The sequence below is a fragment of the Actinoallomurus acaciae genome (genome assembly GCF_042429965.1).
Lineage (GTDB): Bacteria > Actinomycetota > Actinomycetes > Streptosporangiales > Streptosporangiaceae > Actinoallomurus > Actinoallomurus acaciae.
Map to the genome: position 1 here is coordinate 1 of NZ_JBHLZP010000139.1, position 17,113 is coordinate 17,113.

Annotated in this window: 18 protein-coding genes and 1 pseudogene; 11 read left to right on the forward strand and 8 right to left on the reverse strand. The window is 70.7% G+C overall.

Translation table 11 applies throughout. The features are described 5' to 3' along the window. A partial coding sequence (locus ACFFNX_RS19870; protein ID WP_378204051.1) for an MFS transporter occupies positions 1-432 on the forward strand: 432 nt, incomplete at its 5' end. 4 nt (positions 433-436) lie between these two features. Here the strand turns inward: ACFFNX_RS19870 and ACFFNX_RS19875 are convergent. The 3 genes from ACFFNX_RS19875 to ACFFNX_RS19885 form a co-directional block, all read right to left on the reverse strand. Further along, complete coding sequence (locus tag ACFFNX_RS19875; RefSeq protein WP_378204054.1) at positions 437-820, reverse strand: globin; 384 nt, start codon at positions 818-820, stop codon at positions 437-439. Between the two features lie 13 nt (positions 821-833). Next, positions 834-1,808, reverse strand: a complete 975-nt coding sequence (locus tag ACFFNX_RS19880; protein ID WP_378204056.1) for a mechanosensitive ion channel family protein — start codon at positions 1,806-1,808, stop codon at positions 834-836. A gap of 280 nt (positions 1,809-2,088) precedes the next feature. Further along, positions 2,089-2,379 (reverse strand): hypothetical protein, encoded by a 291-nt coding sequence (locus ACFFNX_RS19885; RefSeq protein ID WP_378204059.1) that lies wholly within the window; start codon positions 2,377-2,379, stop codon positions 2,089-2,091. A 298-nt stretch (positions 2,380-2,677) separates the two neighbouring features. On the opposite strand from ACFFNX_RS19885, the gene ACFFNX_RS19890 reads away from it, so the two are divergent. After that, entirely contained in the window at positions 2,678-4,282 is a 1,605-nt protein-coding gene (locus ACFFNX_RS19890; protein ID WP_378204062.1) for an NsdA family TPR-like regulatory protein, read from the forward strand. A 45-nt stretch (positions 4,283-4,327) separates the two neighbouring features. Continuing rightward, on the forward strand, positions 4,328-4,825 hold the full coding sequence (locus ACFFNX_RS19895; protein ID WP_378204065.1) for a GNAT family N-acetyltransferase: 498 nt from the start codon (positions 4,328-4,330) through the stop codon (positions 4,823-4,825). A 59-nt stretch (positions 4,826-4,884) separates the two neighbouring features. On the opposite strand, the gene ACFFNX_RS19900 is transcribed toward ACFFNX_RS19895, so the two are convergent. The 3 genes from ACFFNX_RS19900 to ACFFNX_RS19910 all read right to left on the reverse strand — a co-directional run bounded on the left by ACFFNX_RS19900 (position 4,885) and on the right by ACFFNX_RS19910 (position 6,360). After that, on the reverse strand, positions 4,885-5,085 hold the full coding sequence (locus ACFFNX_RS19900) for an FmdB family zinc ribbon protein (protein ID WP_378204068.1): 201 nt from the start codon (positions 5,083-5,085) through the stop codon (positions 4,885-4,887). A gap of 32 nt (positions 5,086-5,117) precedes the next feature. Next, the gene (locus ACFFNX_RS19905) at positions 5,118-5,627 is read right to left on the reverse strand and encodes an HNH endonuclease (protein WP_378204071.1); all 510 of its coding nucleotides are present in this window, start codon (positions 5,625-5,627) and stop codon (positions 5,118-5,120) included. Between the two features lie 214 nt (positions 5,628-5,841). Beyond that, positions 5,842-6,360: a hypothetical protein gene (locus ACFFNX_RS19910; RefSeq protein WP_378204074.1), complete on the reverse strand. Its 519-nt coding sequence runs from the start codon at positions 6,358-6,360 to the stop codon at positions 5,842-5,844. Between the two features lie 266 nt (positions 6,361-6,626). Between ACFFNX_RS19910 and ACFFNX_RS19915 the strand changes: the two genes are divergently transcribed. The 4 genes from ACFFNX_RS19915 to ACFFNX_RS19930 all read left to right on the forward strand — a co-directional run bounded on the left by ACFFNX_RS19915 (position 6,627) and on the right by ACFFNX_RS19930 (position 10,698). Next, positions 6,627-8,741, forward strand: a complete 2,115-nt coding sequence (locus tag ACFFNX_RS19915; protein WP_378204077.1) for a prolyl oligopeptidase family serine peptidase — start codon at positions 6,627-6,629, stop codon at positions 8,739-8,741. Then, positions 8,731-9,516, forward strand: a complete 786-nt coding sequence (locus ACFFNX_RS19920; RefSeq protein ID WP_378204080.1) for a class I SAM-dependent methyltransferase — start codon at positions 8,731-8,733, stop codon at positions 9,514-9,516. Before ACFFNX_RS19915 ends, ACFFNX_RS19920 begins: the two co-directional genes overlap by 11 nt. Before the next feature lie 80 nt (positions 9,517-9,596). Next, positions 9,597-10,070, forward strand: a complete 474-nt coding sequence (locus ACFFNX_RS19925) for a MaoC family dehydratase (RefSeq protein WP_378204083.1) — start codon at positions 9,597-9,599, stop codon at positions 10,068-10,070. Between the two features lie 133 nt (positions 10,071-10,203). After that, the gene (locus tag ACFFNX_RS19930; RefSeq protein ID WP_378204085.1) at positions 10,204-10,698 is read left to right on the forward strand and encodes a DUF4232 domain-containing protein; all 495 of its coding nucleotides are present in this window, start codon (positions 10,204-10,206) and stop codon (positions 10,696-10,698) included. 18 nt (positions 10,699-10,716) lie between these two features. Here the strand turns inward: ACFFNX_RS19930 and ilvD are convergent, their stop codons facing one another. Beyond that, positions 10,717-12,567: a dihydroxy-acid dehydratase gene (gene ilvD, locus ACFFNX_RS19935; protein WP_378204088.1), complete on the reverse strand. Its 1,851-nt coding sequence runs from the start codon at positions 12,565-12,567 to the stop codon at positions 10,717-10,719. A gap of 97 nt (positions 12,568-12,664) precedes the next feature. Here ilvD and ACFFNX_RS19940 point away from each other — a divergent pair, with 97 nt between their 5' ends. After that, positions 12,665-13,258 (forward strand): VOC family protein, encoded by a 594-nt coding sequence (locus ACFFNX_RS19940; RefSeq protein ID WP_378204091.1) that lies wholly within the window; start codon positions 12,665-12,667, stop codon positions 13,256-13,258. A gap of 40 nt (positions 13,259-13,298) precedes the next feature. Continuing rightward, complete coding sequence (locus tag ACFFNX_RS19945) at positions 13,299-14,075, forward strand: class I SAM-dependent methyltransferase (RefSeq protein WP_378204094.1); 777 nt, start codon at positions 13,299-13,301, stop codon at positions 14,073-14,075. Position 14,076: 1 nt separating this feature from the next. Here the strand turns inward: ACFFNX_RS19945 and ACFFNX_RS19950 are convergent, their stop codons facing one another. Beyond that, positions 14,077-14,931: a nuclease-related domain-containing protein gene (locus tag ACFFNX_RS19950; RefSeq protein ID WP_378204097.1), complete on the reverse strand. Its 855-nt coding sequence runs from the start codon at positions 14,929-14,931 to the stop codon at positions 14,077-14,079. 205 nt (positions 14,932-15,136) lie between these two features. Here ACFFNX_RS19950 and ACFFNX_RS19955 point away from each other — a divergent pair, with 205 nt between their 5' ends. Continuing rightward, on the forward strand, positions 15,137-16,546 hold the full coding sequence (locus tag ACFFNX_RS19955) for an amidase (RefSeq protein ID WP_378204101.1): 1,410 nt from the start codon (positions 15,137-15,139) through the stop codon (positions 16,544-16,546). 40 nt (positions 16,547-16,586) lie between these two features. Then, positions 16,587-17,113 (forward strand): annotated as a pseudogene (locus ACFFNX_RS19960) (4-alpha-glucanotransferase); the annotation flags it as partial.

Consider the following 17,113-nt stretch of genomic DNA (forward strand, 5'->3'; position numbering starts at 1 on the left):
CGGCTCGCCGTCGGCCACTGGTCGGACCGGGTGGGCGACCGCGTACGGCCCATGCGGACGCTCGCCGTGGCGATCGGCGTCATCGTGCTCGTGCTGGCGGTGGGAGCGCTGTCCGGCTCGTCCGCCGCCACCGTCGCGCTGCTCGCCGCCGCCGTGCTCACGGTGACCACGAACGGGCTCGCCTTCACCGCGGTGGCGGAGTACGCCGGGCGCTCCTGGGCCGGGCGCGCGCTCGGCATCCAGAACACCGGTCAGAACCTGCTGGCCGCCGCCACCCCGCCGGTGCTCGGCGCGCTCGTCTCCGGCACGGCGTACGGCACGGCGTTCGCGACCGCGGTGGCGTTCCCGCTGGTCGCCGCCCTGTTGGTCCCCGGGCGTCTCGGCACGGGAAAACCCGCCGCCGAGACCGAACCCAGCCTCGGCCGCTCCTGAACTCTCAGTCCAGCTTGTTGATCATGCTGTTGGCGGCCATGACGAGGTAGTCCCAGAGCATCTTCTCCAGCGGCTCCGGGAGGGCGATCTCGTCGACCGCGTCGCGCATGTGCGCCAGCCAGGCGTCGTGCTCGGCGCCGCCGATCGGGAACGGCGCATGCCGCATCCGCAGCCGTGGGTGGCCGCGCCGTTCGCCGTACGTGCGGGGACCGCCCCAGTACTGGATCAGGAACAGCCGCAGGCGTTCCTCGGCCGGGCCGAGATCCTCTTCGGGGTACAGCGGGCGGAGGATCGGGTCGGCCGCGACACCCTCGTAGAAGCGGTGGACGAGCCGGCGGAAGGTCTCCTCGCCGCCGACGGCCTCGTAGAACGTGACTTCATCTGCCATGGCGTGCCCCACCCTACGCGGCGCTGAAGGTGGCCATGTTCACCCCGGCCGAGTCGAACGCCTTCTTCACGCGTTCGCGCAGCTCACGGGCGACGTCCGACTGCTTGCCCGGCGCCGTCTTGCACACGACGCGCATGACCACGGCCTCGCCGGACAGCGCCTGGACTCCCCAGACCGTCGGGTCGTCCACGATGATCTCGTCCCAGGGCGGGTCGATCGCCATCGCGCCCGCGGTCTCGGCCAGGAGCGTGCGGACCTTGTCCAGGTCGACGTCGTACTCCACCGGCACGTCGAGCACGACGCGGGCCCAGTTCTGCGACTCGTTCCCGATCCGTTTGATCTCGCCGTTCGGGATGTACCAGACGACGCCGTTGACGTCGCGCAGCCGTGTCGTGCGCAGCGTCACCGCCTCGACCGTGCCCTTGGCCGAGCCCACGTCGATCACGTCGCCGACGCCGTACTGGTCCTCAAGGAGCATGAACATGCCGGTGAGGAAGTCCTTGACGAGGTTCTGCGCGCCGAAGGCCACGGCGACGCCGATGATGCTCGCGCTCGCGAGGAACGGCGTCACGTCCAGGTGCAGGTAGCGGAGGATGTTGATCGCGGCGCTGCCGAGGATGATGATCGAGGCGATGCTGCGCAGCACCGAGCCCATCGTCTCCGCGCGCTGCCTGCGGCGTTCGCTGATCAGCACCGGGCTGCCGTCGAAGACGGTGCGGGTGCGTTCGCGCAGGCGCTCGGGCATCGTGCCCTCGGCCATCCGGATCGTGATCCGTGTGATCAGCCGGTTCACGACGCGGCGCAGGAGCATCGCGATGACGATCGAAATGACGATCTTCAGCGCGACCGTGAGGGGCGTGTCGATCCAGTTGCTGTACGTGCTGGTGACATCGCCGTTGTGGCTGACGTTCCAGGTCAGCCGGCAGGCCGTGGTGATCGGCTTCCGGCAGTAGCTCCCGGCGTTGCCCTGGTCCGCAAAAAAGATCATGGGGACAGCGGAAGACGCGAGCACAGAAAGACCCTCCCCGGTCGGTCCTCGGGACCGCCTAGCCTGCGAGCGTCTCCGATGTTAAGCGAACGGGACGACCCGGACGGCCGGTACGGGTGTGTGCCATCTCATGCCCGGACACGTGCCGGGGTCGGCCTTCTCGTGCCCGGGGGAGCGGGGCCGCCCGCCCTGGACGGGCCCCGCGGGACCGGTCAGTCCGCGCCACCGGTCACGGTCCCGCGGGACGCGTTCCCCCCTCGAACGTGCGTCCGAAGGCCCCCTAGCCGGGCCGCGACTCCAGCACCCGCGCCACCTTCACCGCCGCGCCGTGCGGGTCGTCGACAACGTGCAGCGGCTCCCCCCAGGACCACCAGAAGTACCAGGGGGGCTGGTCCGCGGTGCCGGGCGCCGGCGCGCACATGACGTTCTCCGACAGGCTCGCGGCCTCCGGGTTGACCACCCGGCAGAAGGCCGGTCCGGAACGGGAACGGACCACTTTCGCGACCAGGCCTCGGTCGGCTAACTCGCGTACCAGGCCTTCGAGGTATCCGACCCGGCGTTCATCCGGCATCACCGTGACTTCCCTTCACGTTGTGGACGCGATCGGCTACGCGCAGCGAGAATCGCAAGGTCGTCAGGGAGGGTCAAGGAACGCCGGAGGCGTCCGGCGCACGATCATCTGACGGGGCGGAATGATCCTCCACCGATGCATGAGGAAGTTGTGACGCCGACACGAGGATGCGACCCATCTCATGCAATTTCACGGTGATCTAGTTGGCGTACGGCGACGCTGGCGTTACGCTGCGTACGCTCGTTGTCTCCCTTCCCATACAAAGCCGGTCGGCTCCTTCCCCCCGAGGAGGCCGGAGATGACACAACCCGACACACCCGGGCCGCCGAGAAAAGAGGCGGATCTGGCCCGCCAGATCCGTGCCCGCGGGCTCGCGCTCGGCCACGCGCCTCCGCAGATCGCCCAGGAGATCTACGAGGTCTGCGCGCCGATCCACGGCACCAGCCAGATCAAGGCGCATCGCCTGGCCCACGGCATCGCGCTCTCCGACGTCGTGGCCCAGGTCCGTGCGCTGTACGAACTCGACGGCCGGCCGGCGCCCAAACTGGGCGAGACGCTCCTGTCCGCGTACGAGAGCGGCTACAAGCGGCCGGGCCCCGCCTACCTGCACGATCTTTGCCGCGTCTACCACGCCGAGCCCACCGACCTCGGGTTACCGGGGCCTTGCGTCTGCGGACGCCCCCATGCCCGTCTCCCCGAGCCCGGCGTCGTGCTCCAACCCGACACGCTACTCATCGACCGTGACCGGACGACATCACGACAACCGTTCTCCGTGCCGCTCATCACCGGGGTCCAGTACCGCGCCGAGGACCCCTGCGGCGGCGCCGGAGAGGAGGAGGAGACAGTGCTTCGGCGAACCCTTCTGCAGATCCTGGCCGGGGCGGGCGTGGCGCTCGATGGCCAGATCCTGGGCGCGGTGGACGGTGTCCGCCGCAAGATGGACGACACCCTGGTCAACGCGTCGGTCTCCCCGACGATGCTCGACCAGTGGGAGGAGACCGCGCTCGGGTACGGCAAGCAGTACACCTCGACGCCGCCGCTGCGCCTGCTCTGCGACGTCCTGCTCGACTTCAGCGAAGTACGCCGCATGTGCGAGCAGCGGCAGCCCATCGAGCTCCAAGAGCGCCTCTGCCGGCTCGCCGCCCAGCTGTCCGGGTTGGCCGGCGCCCTGATGATCAATCTCGGCGACCACCGCCTGTCCCGCTCGTTCTTCCGTACGGCGCGTACCGCCGCCGACGAGACCGGCGACCGGAGCCTGCGGTCGTGGGTGAGCGTGCGCGAGTCGCTGGTGCCCATGTACTACGGAGACCCGCGCGAGGCGCTGCACCTGGCCCGGCGCGCCCAGGACCTCGCCGGCCGCACGCCGAGCGCCGCCGCCGCCATGGCCCCGATCGTCGAGGCCCGCGCGCTCGGCATGCTCGTCAAACGCGGCCGTACCGACGCCGCCGGCAGCGCCAAACGCGCCATCGCGCGCGGCCAGGCCGTCTTCGGCCAGCTCGGCAAGGAGCACGTGGCCGACACGGCGTTCGGCTACACCGAGCGGCAGTTGGCCTTCCACATCGGTGACACCTACACCAACATGGGCGACCACACGCACGCCGAGGAGGCGCTGCGCCGGGCGCTCACGCTCTATCCCTCCACGTCCGAGCTCGACCGCACCCTCATCTGGCTCGACCGGGCGACGTGCCGGCTGCAGAAGGGCGAGCCGGAGGCGGCGCTGCGCACGGCCAAGGAGACCGTGCTCGCCCTGTCGTCGGGTCAGTTCACCGACATCATCGCCCAGCGCGCCCGTCAGCTCGTGGGGGCCGCCGTCGCGAAGTACGGCGAGACCAGCGAGACGAAGGAGTTCCGCGAGGTCCTGACGGCACCGACCAAGAGCGTCACCGGCGAAAAGCAGACCTGACCGATGGCACGCGTGCTCGACGCCGGCGCACCGAGGCGCCGGCGGGTGAACCCGCCTGTCTGGACCTTCTGCGCGATGCGCATCCGCCGCTACGCACCGGCCGACCACGCCGCGGTTCTCACCCTTCACCAAGAGGGCCTGGCCCAGGTCGGCCTGCGGCCCGGTGACGGGGTGTACTACGACGACGACCTGGCCGATGTGGAGGGCGTCTACCTGCGGGCCGGCGGCGAGTTCCTGGTCGGCGAGGTCGCCGGGGAGATCGCCGCGATCGGGGGCCTCCGGCGGGTGAGTGACCGGGTCGCGGAGATGGTCCGGTTACGGGTACGCCCGGACCAGCAGGGCCGAGGGTACGGCGCGGCCGTGGTGACGGTGCTGGAGGAGCGGGCCGTGGAGCTGGGCTACCACGCCTTACAGGCGGACACGACGGTGAAACAGCCGGTCGCGATGGAGCTGTACCGCTCGTCGGGCTGGCAGGAGCTCGACCGCCGGGTCACCGGCCCGACGGTCACGGTCTACTTCGGCAAGCGCTTGGGGCGGGTCTGACGTCCCGTTCGTCTCGCGTGGGATTCGCCGGACCCGCGCTCGCTCGCCGACCTCGGCGGTCAGCCGCAGCAGCCGCCTCCGCAGCAGCCGCCGGACGTCGGCGGGGCGGCCGCCCCGCCGGTCACCGCGACGGTGGACAGCAGCTTGACGGTGTCGTCGTGCCCGTCCGGGCAGGTGGCCGGGGCGGTGGCCTCGGCCATGGGGCGGCTCAGCTCGAACGTGGAGCCGCACGCGCGGCAGCGGTAGTCATAGCGTGGCACCCGCCCAGAATACGTCGGGCGCCGGTCGTCCGTCAGGCCGCGGGTTCGCGGACATAGGGCGCCCACTGGGGGTCGCCGTCGTGGATGAGGCCGATGAGGCGCCAGTGGGCGCCGCGGGGGACGGCGGGCGCGACCGGAAGCTGCCAGCCCAGCTCCTCCAGCAGCTTGTCGGCCTTGCGATGGTTGCAGGGGGTGCAGGAGGCGACGCAGTTCTCCCAGAGATGCTTTCCGCCGCGGCTCCGGGGGATCACGTGGTCGATCGTCTCCGCGCGCTGGCCGCAGTAGGCGCAGCGGAAGTTGTCGCGCCTCATGAGAGCCGCCCGGGTGAGCGGCACCCGTTGTCGGTAGGGGATCCGCACGTAGCGGAGCAGCCGGATCACCGACGGCAGTTCGACCACCACGGTCGCCGAGTGCAGGCGGGCACCTGAGACGTCGTGGTGGACGATCTCCGCCTTCTCCCGGAGGACAAGACAGACGGCACGTCGCAGGGGCAGCGTGGTCAGCGGTTCGTAGGTGGCGTTGAGGAGTAGTACCTGTCGCATCAGACGGCCTCCGGGACGCAGGCGCCGGCAGCCCCGCGGGGCACGCTCCAGCGCGCCTCGGGACGAGGCTTAACGATCTCCAGCACCAGCGCACCCGCCACGAGGACCTCCTCACGGGTGATACTCGAACTGAAATCAGTGTGGCCGCTGAGATGCGGATTTCGCTACCCCATAAGACCGCAATCGCTGTAAAGGGGTCTTGATCCTGGATCGATCAACGAACGCCCGGACCGGCTGCCGGGCCGCCCGCGCCCGGTGCGGAGACGCCCTGAGAGCCGATGGCCGAGACGCCGGCGTCCACCGGGGAGGGCTCGCCGATGCCGGGCAGGATGCCCGGCGTCTCGCGCCATGTCACCTGGGCGTTGACGCGCAGCGTGCCGCCCGTCGCGGCCACCGCCGTCTTGATCCAGCCGGTGCGGCTCTCCCCGGGCTTGATCGAGTCGAACCGGCACACGATGTCGCCCACCGCCTGGCTCGCGGCGCATGGCTGGGAGGCCCCGACGATCTTCTGGTCGGCCGAGACCCGGTGGGTCGCGACGACCGTCTCGGCGCCCGTGGAGCCCTGGTTCGTGAGCACCCAGTGCCACGTGACGCCCGAGTTGTCCTTGGCGATCTCCGGATGCCCGTACTCCATCCGCACGTCGGCCCCCGGTGACGGAGCCGCGTACGCCGGCCGGACGGCCCCCGTGGCGGCCAGCGCCGGAACCGCGATGAGCGCGATGTAACCCCTCATGTCCAACCCCCCGATCGACACGCAACGCCCAGGCTACGGCTCCCCGGCCTCGCCGGGCCCTGCGGCGCCACCGGTGTCCGTCATCATTCGGCCACGAACGCCCCAGGCCCCGGTCGATGTCCGCCCATGGCGGAACCGCCGCGTACGGGCACACGGAAAGAGCAGGTCGGCCCGGTCGGTATCGGCAAAAAGCCTGGTGTCGAACATTTGGCATTAAACCGCCATGCCTGGTCCTGTCCCGCATGACGACCTCGTAGAGTCTGGTCATGACCCGAGAGTCGTATCCGTCCGCGCGTCGTGAGGACCTTGTCGAGGAGATCCACGGCCACCGTGTACCCGACCCGTACCGCTGGCTGGAGGACCCCCACGGCGAGGAGACCAAGACCTGGCTGACGGAACAGGACGAGCTGTTCCATCGCGAGGTGGACGGGCTGCCCGGCCGCGACCGCCTGCGCGCGCGCATCCGCGAACTGCTGGGCGCCGGCACCGTGAGCACGCCCATCTGGCGCGGCGAGCGGCAGTTCTTCATGCGCCGTACGGCCGAGCAGGAGCACGCCGTTCTCTACACGGTCGACCCCGAGGGGACCGAGCGCGCGCTCATCGACCCGATGGCGCTCGACTCCACCCACACCACGACGCTCGACTCCTGGCAGCCCGACAAGGAGGGCCGGCTCCTCGCGTACCAGCTCTCCCACGGGGGCGATGAGGAGTCGAAGCTGTACGTCATGGACATCGCCACCGGCGAGCGGGTGGAGGGGCCGATCGACCGGTGCCGCTACACCCCGGTCGCGTGGCTGCCCGGCGGCGAGGCCTTCTACTACGTACGGCGCCTGCCCGCCGACCAGGTGCCCGCCGGCGAAGATCAGTACCACCGGCGCGTCTACCTGCACCGGATCGGCACCGACCCGGAGACCGACGATGTGATGATCTTCGGCGCGGGCCTGGAGAAGACCAACTACTACGGCGTCTCGGTCAGCCGCGACGGCAACTGGCTCACGCTGTCGGCCTCGCAGGGCACCGCGCCGCGCAACGACCTGTGGATCTGCGACCTGCGCACCTCGCCGCTGGAGGCCCCCGAGCTGACGGCCGTGCAGGAGGGCGTCGACGCGGAGACCGGCCTCTACGTGGGCCGTGACGGCCGCGCGTACGTCTTCACCGACCGCGACGCCCCTCGCAGCCGCCTGTGCGTGACGGACCCGGCCTCGCCGTCGTACGAGACGTGGCGCGACCTGATCCCGGAGGACCCCGAGGCGGTCCTGTCCGACTTCGCGATCCTCGACGACCTCGACCGGCCCGTGCTGCTCGCCGGCTGGACCCGCCACGCGCTCAGCGAGATCACGATCCACGACCTGGAGACCGGGGCGCGCATCGGCGAGGTCCCGGTGCCCGGCCTGGGCACGCTCGGCGGCATCAGCGAACGCCCGGAGGGCGGCCACGAGGCGTGGTTCGTCTACACCGACAACACCACGCCGGTCTCGGTCCACCGCTTCGACGCGCGTACCGGCGAACTGTCCCTCTGGGCGTCGGCGCCGGGCGCGGTGGAGGTGCCCGCCGACGTCGAGACGCGGCAGGTCGCCTACACCTCCTACGACGGCACCGAGGTGCGGATGCTCGTCGTCGCACGCCCCGGCGACGGGCCGCGCCCGACGATCCTGTACGGCTACGGCGGCTTCAACATCCCGCTGACCCCGGCGTACTCCGCCACGACGCTCGCGTGGGTGGAGGCCGGTGGCGTGTTCGTCGTGGCCAACCTGCGCGGCGGCTCGGAGGAGGGCGAGGAATGGCACCGGGCCGGCATGCTGGACAAGAAGCAGAACGTCTTCGACGACTTCCACTCCGCCGCCGAGAAGCTCATCGCCGACGGCTGGACCAGCCCGGACCGGCTGGCCGTCTCCGGCGGCTCCAACGGCGGCCTGCTGGTCGGCGCGGCGATCACCCAGCGACCGGACCTGTACGCCGCCGCGGTGTGCTCCGCGCCGCTGCTGGACATGGTGCGGTACGAGAGGTTCGGCCTCGGCCAGACGTGGAACGTGGAGTACGGCTCCGCCGACGACCCCGAGCAGTTCGAGTGGCTCTACGCCTACTCGCCCTACCACCGCGTACGCGAGGGCGTCGCCTACCCGGCCACCCTGTTCACGGTGTTCGAGAGCGACACACGGGTCGACCCACTGCACGCGCGGAAGATGTGCGCCGCGCTGCAGCATGCGACCTCGGACGCCGCGCGGCCGATCCTGCTGCGCAACGAGGCGGACGTCGGTCACGGCTCCCGCGCGATCAGCCGCTCGGTCGACCTGACCGTGGACACGCTGTCCTTCACGGCCGCCTACACGGGGCTGACGATCGTCTCCCGGCCGGCGGACCCCGGCGACGATGGTCTCTGACGGCGCCCTGGACCGGGTGCTGAAGCTGCTCGCGTCGCCCCCGGTGCGCCCGGAGGTCTCCCGCGGCTATCTGGACCTGCTGGATGAGTCGGATGAGTCGGAGACGCACGACACGGTCGCGCAGCGGCTGATGCGCTCCGCCGGGCTGCCACGGATCTACGAGCAGGCGTGGCGGCCGGTGGTCTTCGGGCTCGCCAAGGGCGGCCCGCTCGGGCCGAGCACGGAGCAGGAGTACGCCCTGGCCCGCGCGTGGCTGAACCTGGCCGCGACACCGGGCGCGACCGTCCTGGACGTGGCCTGCGGCCCGGGGAACGTGACCCGGGCGCTGGCCGAGGGCGTCACGGACGGCGGCCTCGTGGTCGGCGCCGACGCGTCGGCCACGATGCTGAGCCGCGCCGTGGCCGACACGGCCGCCTCCGCCCCGGGGACGGCGGAGGTGGCCTACGTCCGGTGCGACGCGGTGAACCTGCCGTTCGCCGAGGCGGCCTTCGACGCGGTGTGCTGCTACGGCGCCCTGTACCTGTTCACGGACCCCTGGGCGGCCCTCGCGGGCATGGCCAGGGTGCTCCGCCCGGGCGGGCGCCTGGTGGTGCTGACGACGCACCGGCCGGGACTGCCGCTCCTCGGGCCGGGCCTGGGAGCCCTGAGCGGTGCGACCGGCATCCGCATGTTCGGGGCCCGCGAGCTCACCGAGGGCCTGGCGGCGGCCGGGTTCTCGTCCGTCCGTCGCCGTTCCTACGGCCTCATGCAACTCGCCGGCGCCATCCGGCGCTGAAGGGCCGTCTTCGTTAGGGTAGACACTGTCTACGGGATCGCTCGGATGAAGACCACGATGTACGGAGGGCCCTCAGCGGCATGGACCAGACCGCGTTCGACCGGACCAGGATCGACCGATTCTTCGAGGACTACGTGCCCGGGTCGGAGTACGAGTACGGCTCCGCGACGCTCAGCCAATCCGACATCATCGGGTTCGCCGAGGCGTACGACCCGCAGCCCTTCCACGTCGACCCCACGGCGGCCGCCGACGGCCCGTTCGACGGTCTGATCGCCAGTGGCTGGCAGACGGCGGCGGTCATGATGCGGCTGTTCGCGGACCACTACCTGTCGCACACTTCGAGCCTCGGCGGGCCCGGAGTCGACGAGCTGCGGTGGCTGAAGCCGGTTCGCCCCGGCGACACGCTCACGCTCCGGGTCAAGATCCTCGAGGCCCGCACCAGCCGGTCGAAGCCCGACCGGGGTCTCGTCCACACCCGCGCTGACCTGGTGAACCAGGACGGCGATCAGGTCTTCGGCTGCATCGTCATCAACATCCTCAGGCGGCGGCCCTGACCGCCGCCTTTCGGACGGATTTCTCCGATGAGTAAACCTTTGTGGTGTCGCCGCTGTCTGACTAAACGGGACGGCCTCCCCGTCCCTCTCGTTCACAGCGGGATCGTTCTCATCGGAGAGTGAGTGTTCACAGGTGAAGACCAGCATGACGATCGCCGTCGCCGGAGCCGCCTCCGTAGCCGCAGTCGCCGCCATGGCAGCGTCGGCGCAGGCCGCGGCGGGCGCGCAGCCGCACGCCTGCTCATTCACCGCGGATCGGCTTACCGTCGCGTTCGCTCATCCGTACGAGACGGACGACGGGCTGGACCAGCCGCTGTCCGTCACGGCCGAGGGCGATGAGACCTGCGCGCTGACCGGCTACGCGAAGATCGGGTTGCTCGACGAGAACGGTAAGGCGCTCTCCTACCGCTTCCGCAAGGGCGCCGTAGGGCTCACCACCGAGGTCGGACCCGACAGGCAGGCCGTGTTCGACCTGACCTTCGCGACGGGAAGCGGCCACCACGCGCGCCCGTCGAAGATCCGGATAACACTGCCGAACGGCGGCGGAAGCCGTGTCATCGACTGGAGCTCCAGCACTCCGGCCGCAAAGACGATCACGGTCGACGGCTTCCGCCCCTGGCTCGACTGACCGGAGCGTGCCGACTCCCTAGGACGCGCCGCCGAGGAGGGAGATGTCGCGGGCGGCGCCCGTGGAGGCGGAGGTCGCCATCGCGGCGTAGGCCTGGAGCGCCGCGCTCACCGGGCGGCGTCGGTCGCGGGGGCGGTAGGAGCCCAGGTCCTTCAGCAGGCGCTCGCGGCGGGTGCGGAGCTCGTCGGCCGGCACGTCGAGGCGCAGCTCGCGGCCCGGGATGTCGATCACGATGCGGTCGCCGTCCTCGACCAGGGCGATGTCGCCGGCGCCCGCGGCCTCCGGTGAGGCGTGCCCGATCGACAGGCCGCTCGTGCCGCCGGAGAAGCGGCCGTCCGTGATCAGCGCGCAGGCCTTGCCGAGGCCACGGCCCTTGAGGAACGACGTGGGGTAGAGCATCTCCTGCATGCCCGGACCGCCCTTGGGTCCCTCGTAGCGGATCACGACCACGTCACCCGGCTTGACCCGGTCGCCGAGGATGCCCTCGACGGCGTCCTCCTGGCTCTCGAACACCACCGCCGGGCCCTCGAAGTGCCACAGCGCCTCCTCCACGCCCGCGGTCTTGACGACCGCGCCCTCCACGGCGAGGTTGCCGTAGAGCACGGCCAGCCCGCCGTCCTTGGTGTAGGAGTGCTCGGCGTCGCGGATGCAGCCCTCGGCTCGGTCGAGGTCGAGCTGCTCCCACCGGTTGTTCTGGCTGTACGGCCGGGTGGTGCGCACCCCGCCGGGCGCGGCGTGGAACAGCTCCGTCGCCTCCGCCGACACGCTGTCGGAGCGCACGTCCCAGGCGTCCAGGAACGCGCCGAGTGAGTCGCCGTGGATCGTGTGGACCGTACGGTTGAGCAGGCCGGCGCGGTCGAGTTCGCCCAGGATGGCCGGGATGCCGCCGGCGCGGTGGACGTCCTCGATGTGGTATTTCGCGGTGGCCGGCGCGACCTTGCAGACGCACGGCACGCGGCGCGACAGCTCGTCGATCTCCTTCAGGCCGAAGTCGACGCCCGCCTCGCGGGCCGCCGCCAGCAGGTGCAGGATCGTGTTGGTCGAACCGCCCATCGCGACGTCGAGCGCCATGGCGTTCTCGAACGCGTCGCGGGTCGCGATGTTCAGCGGCAGCACCGAGTCGTCGTCACCGCCGTAGTAGCGGTTGGCGATCTCCACGACCCGGCGGCCGGCGTCCTCGAACAGCGCCTTGCGCGCGGCGTGCGTGGCCAGGATCGTGCCGTTGCCGGGCAGCGCCAGGCCGATCGCCTCGGTCAGGCAGTTCATGGAGTTGGCGGTGAACATGCCCGAACAGGACCCGCAGGTCGGGCAGGCGTTCTCCTCCATCTGCGCGAGCGTGTCGTCGGAGACCGACTCGTCCGCGGCGGCGATCATCGGGTCGATCAGGTCGAGCTTCGTGGTGCCCTCGACCGGCTTGCCGGCCTCCATCGGGCCGCCGGAGACGAACACCGTGGGGATGTTGAGCCGCATGGCCGCGATCAGCATGCCCGGTGTGATCTTGTCGCAGTTGGAGACGCAGATCAGGGCGTCCGCGCAGTGCGCGTTGACCATGTACTCGACCGAGTCGGCGATGAGCTCGCGGGACGGGAGGGAGTACAGCATGCCGCCGTGCCCCATGGCGATGCCGTCGTCGACCGCGATGGTGTTGAACTCGCGCGGCACCCCGCCCGCCTCCTTGACGGCGGCGGCGACGACCTGGCCGACCTCGCGCAGGTGTACGTGGCCCGGCACGAACTCGGTGAAGCTGTTGGCGACGGCGACGATGGGCTTGCCGAAGTCCTCACGGGCCACACCGGTGGCCCGCAGCAGCGCCCGTGCTCCCGCCATGTTCCTGCCGTGCGTAACCGTTCGTGACCTCAGCGGCGGCATGACCTCTCCATCCCTTGTGCTCAGACTCCGATCGTACGGGGTAGAAGCACAGAGTTGAGACAGTGCGTCTTGCATGGCGGGCACGATTAGGACGGTCATGACACTCGACCATCTCGTCTACGCGACGCCGGACCTGGAGGAGAGCGTCCGGCAGATCGGCAAGCTGACCGGCGTACGGCCGGTGGAGGGCGGGCCGCATCCCGGCGTCGGCACGCGCAACCACCTCCTCGGCCTGGGCGAACTCCGCTATCTGGAGATCATCGGCCCGGATCCGGAGCAGCCGGAGCCCGAAGGGCCCCGGCCGTTCGGCATCGACGAACTGGCCGAGCCGCGGCTGGCCGGCTGGGCGGTGCGGGCCGCCGACATCGAGGCGCGCGTCGCACGCTCTCGCACGCTCGGCTACGACCCGGGCCCGATCGAGCCGCTGTCACGCCGCACGCCGAACGGCGAGGTGCTGCGCTGGCGGCTGACCTACCCGTACGAGGCCGTCGTGCCGTTTCTGATCGACTGGGGGAGGACGCCGCATCCGGCGCGCCGCCTGCCGGTCGTGCCGCTGACGGCGTTCGGCGCCAGCCACCCCGAGCCCGTACGGGTGCGCGAACGGCTGGCCGCCCTGGGCGTCGACCTGGACGTACGCGAGGGCGAGCCGGCGCTGGTCGCGATCCTCGGCGGCACCACCAAGCTGACCTGAAGCCTGTCCGGCGGATCATGTGACTGCCTAGGCTGCGACGATGGAACGCGCATCCGATGTGCCCGAGAGCCTCGCCCGGTCCGCGGATCGGCGCCAGGTGAACGACTACGACGCTTTCGCCGAGGGCTACTCGGCCGAGACCGAGAACAACCTCGTCAACGCGTACTACGAGCGGCCCGCGATGGTGGCCCTCGCCGGGGACGTGACCGGCCGTCGGATCCTGGACGCCGGCTGCGGCTCGGGCCCGCTGTCCGCCGCGCTGCGCGACCGCGGCGCCGTCGTCACCGGCATCGACGCCAGCGCCGGGATGCTGGCGCTGGCCAGGCGGCGGCTCGGGGACGACGCGGCCCTGCACGTGGCCGACCTGAGAGACCCTCTGCCGTTCGACGACGGTACGTTCGACGACGTGGTCGCGTCGCTGGTCCTGCACTACCTGGAGGACTGGGGGCCGACGCTGGCCGAGTTGCGGCGAGTGCTCAGACCGGGCGGCCGGCTGATCGCGTCGGTGGACCACCCTTTCGTGGCCTACACGATCCGGGAACCTCGGCCCGACTACTTCGCGACCACCAGCTACACCTTCGACTGGACGTTCGACGGGCGGTCCGTCCCGATGAGGTTCTGGCGCAGGCCGTTGCACGCGATGACCGATGCCTTCGCCACCGCCGGCTTCCGCCTTTCCGCCATCAGCGAGCCGCAGCCCGACCCGGCCGCCCGTGAACTGTTCCCCGACGGCTTCCATGACCTCTCGACCAGGACCAGCTTCCTGTTCTTCGTCGTCGAGGTACCGCCGGTGTCGGATCGAGGCGAGATGGCCTGACCTAGTCGTCGTCCGACGGGTACTTCGGGGGAAGCACCTGCTCGGCGGCCTCGTAGATGCGGTCGATGTCCGTCGAGGAGAGGATCTTCGGGCGCCGCCGCAGGTAGTTGCGGGCGCGAGCGCCGGAGTACACGTCGACGTCGCGGACCATCAGGACCTTCCAGGAGATGGCCGGGCCGTAGATGGCGAGTGAGGGCTGCACCGGCACCTCGTAGCCGAGCTGACCGCTGATCAGCTTGCTGGCCTGATCGGACTCCCAGCGCGCCTCGTCGAGGCGCTCCTTCTTGTTGAACGGGCCGAGGAACAGCTTGCGGTGCGACATCGCGCGCACCGGCAGCCGCTTGTCCCACTTCTCGGAGTCGACCGCGTACACGCCGGTCGGGCCGATCACCAGGTGGTCGATCTGCCCGTCGCTGACGCCCTCGTCGTCGCGCGGGACGGCGCGGGCGTGCAGGGCGCGATAGCCGGACTTCTCCATGCCGCGCAGCTGCCGCTCGGTCTTGCGCTCGGCGACGGACGGCTTGCGCCAGGCCTCGACGCTCGACTCCTTGCGGTTCTTCAGGACGACGTCCGCGACCACCACCGCGATGGCGACCAGGAGACCGACCGGAAGATTGACCAGCAGCGCGAACAGCAGCCCGAGGGCCAGCGCCGCGACGGACCGGCGGATCCACCTCTGAACCTGGGGATCACCGATCATGTCGCCGTACGTCTCCTGCTTGGGGCGTTCGAACGGGCTCTGTTCCTCCCCGCCCGAACGACCCTGACCGGCCTCCCGGTCGTCCGGTCGCTGGGATGCGTCATCCTGCTCGCGTGTGGAGGTATGGGTGGACGTATCCCGCTCCACAGGGGCCATTTCCGACACTCCCTGCTCGATCGACGGCACCGAACATGATCTTCCTTGGGGAAGGGTAACGAGGCTTCGCGCCAAGTGCCTAGTCGTGCCATGTCGACAGTTTTGTCCCCCTGAGTCGTTGATTAGCGCAGGTGCGACAGGGGTAGATTTCGCATCATCCCCCAAGTTGGCCGTGCAACTTTCGGTGGGCGTACCGTCTTCACTTGTGACCCAAATTCATGACCTCAGCGCGCGCGAGCAGGCCGCCGCGATCCGCGACCGCGAACTCTCACCCGTCGACGTCACCGAACACTACCTGAACCGTATCGACCGGCTGGGCGATCGGGTGGGCGCGTTCGTGACGGTGACCGCCGACATCGCGCGCGAACAGGCCAAAGCCGCCGAGAAGGCGGTCGCGCAGGGCGACACGCCGCCTTTGCTGGGTGTGCCCGTGCCCATCAAGGATCTGAACATGGTGAAGGACGTGCCGATGACGCTCGGCTCGGCCGCCTTCGACGATTTCCGCGGATTCGCCGACGACAACGTCGTCACGTCGCTCCGTGAGGCGGGCACGATTCTGCTGGGTAAGACCAATACCCCGGAATTCGGGCTGCCCTGTTATACCGAGAACGACGTCGCGCCCCCGGCGCGTACCCCATGGGATCTGTCCCGGTCCGCCGGCGGGTCGAGCGGGGGAGCCGCCGCGGCGGTCGCCGCGGGCCTCGCGCCGATCGCCCAGGGCAGCGACGGCGGCGGGTCGATCCGGATTCCCTCCAGCGTGTGCGGCCTGTTCGGCATCAAGCCGACGCGCGGGCGGGTCAGCCACGGCCCGATCGTGCCCGACCTGGCCGGTCTCGCCACGAACGGCCCGATCGCCCGTTCCGTGCGCGACGCCGCGCTGATGCTCGACCTCATCGCCGGAAATCAGCCGGGTGACATGTATCACGCCGCGCCGCAGAAGGGCAGCTTCCTCGAGGCCGCCGACCGCGCGCCCGGCCGGCTGCGCATCGGCCGCAGCATGGCCTCGGCCGTGCCCGGTGCGGAGATCCACCCCGACTGCGTGGCCGCCTACGAGGCCGCCACCGAGCTGCTCACCGAGCTGGGCCACGAGGTCGAAGACCTCGACATGCCCTGGAACGCCGACCTGGTGCCGCACTTCGAGACGCTCTGGGCGGCGATGGCCACCCTCACCCCGGTGTCGCCGGACCGCGAGGAGCGCCTGCGGCCGCTCACCCGCTACCTGCGCGAACGCGGCAACGCGATCACCGCGCCGGAGCTGTTCACGGCGCAGGGCGCGCTGCAGCTCGCCGTACGCCTCGCGATGCCGGTCGCCGACCGGTACGACGTGATCCTCCACCCGACCCTCGCGCAGCCGCCGGTGCCGATCGGCCACTTCGACGACGTCGATCCGGCCGAGAACTTCGAACGGCAGAAGCACTTCACGCCCTTCACCTCGATCTACAACATCACCGGCCAGCCGGCCGTCAACGTCCCGCTGCACTGGAGCGGCGACGACCTGCCGATCGGGGTGATGCTCGTCGGCCGGATGAGCGACGAGGCCACCCTCATCTCGCTGTCCGCCCAGCTCGAGGCCGCCCGCCCCTGGGCCGACCGGCACCCGCCGATCTGGGACTGAACCTCGATTCGAGGCGGTTCATCGGGGCATCGTGGAGATCGTGACCGACCTCAGCGAACTGGCCGCCGCGTACGGCGTAGAGACCTCCTACATCGACTGGCGAAGGCGGCCGGCCGACGTCCCACCCGACACGATCAGAGCGGTGCTGACCGCACTGGGCGCGGACGTCTCCTCCCCGGCCGCCGTCCGCTCCGAACTGGAGCGGCTCGCAAGCGACCGGCGCACGCGGCTGCTGCCGCCGGCGCTGGTCGCCCACCCCGGAGCGAGGCTGGCCGCCCTCCCGGGCGCGGACGTACGCGTCGAACCGCCGGACGGCGGCGAGGTCCCCCTCGCCCCGTCCGGCGACGCCGGGTTCTACCGCCTCCCGGCCGACACGCCACTCGGCGAGTGCACCGTCCGCGCCTCCCTCGGCGACCGTACGGCGAGTGCCCCGCTGCTGGTCGCCCCGCCGCGGTCGCCCGGCCCGGGCACACGCGCGTGGGGGTTCATGGTGCAGCTGTACTCCGTGCGGTCGCGGGGCTCCTGGGGCCTCGGCGACCTGGCCGACCTGCGCAGCCTGGCACGCTG

Bases quoted from the DNA above. Each gene is read 5' to 3' on its own strand.
- ACFFNX_RS19920 (WP_378204080.1), top strand. From the start codon at position 8,731: ATGGTCTCTGACGGCGCCCTGGACCGGGTGCTGAAGCTGCTCGCGTCG.
- ACFFNX_RS19940 (WP_378204091.1), top strand. From the start codon at position 12,665: ATGACACTCGACCATCTCGTCTACGCGACGCCGGACCTGGAGGAGAGC.
- ilvD (WP_378204088.1), bottom strand. From the start codon at position 12,567: ATGCCGCCGCTGAGGTCACGAACGGTTACGCACGGCAGGAACATGGCG.
- ACFFNX_RS19910 (WP_378204074.1), bottom strand. From the start codon at position 6,360: ATGAGGGGTTACATCGCGCTCATCGCGGTTCCGGCGCTGGCCGCCACG.
- ACFFNX_RS19890 (WP_378204062.1), top strand. From the start codon at position 2,678: ATGACACAACCCGACACACCCGGGCCGCCGAGAAAAGAGGCGGATCTG.
- ACFFNX_RS19880 (WP_378204056.1), bottom strand. From the start codon at position 1,808: ATGATCTTTTTTGCGGACCAGGGCAACGCCGGGAGCTACTGCCGGAAG.
- ACFFNX_RS19915 (WP_378204077.1), top strand. From the start codon at position 6,627: ATGACCCGAGAGTCGTATCCGTCCGCGCGTCGTGAGGACCTTGTCGAG.
- ACFFNX_RS19875 (WP_378204054.1), bottom strand. From the start codon at position 820: ATGGCAGATGAAGTCACGTTCTACGAGGCCGTCGGCGGCGAGGAGACC.
- ACFFNX_RS19925 (WP_378204083.1), top strand. From the start codon at position 9,597: ATGGACCAGACCGCGTTCGACCGGACCAGGATCGACCGATTCTTCGAG.
- ACFFNX_RS19905 (WP_378204071.1), bottom strand. From the start codon at position 5,627: ATGCGACAGGTACTACTCCTCAACGCCACCTACGAACCGCTGACCACG.
- ACFFNX_RS19950 (WP_378204097.1), bottom strand. From the start codon at position 14,931: ATGGCCCCTGTGGAGCGGGATACGTCCACCCATACCTCCACACGCGAG.
- ACFFNX_RS19945 (WP_378204094.1), top strand. From the start codon at position 13,299: ATGGAACGCGCATCCGATGTGCCCGAGAGCCTCGCCCGGTCCGCGGAT.
- ACFFNX_RS19885 (WP_378204059.1), bottom strand. From the start codon at position 2,379: ATGCCGGATGAACGCCGGGTCGGATACCTCGAAGGCCTGGTACGCGAG.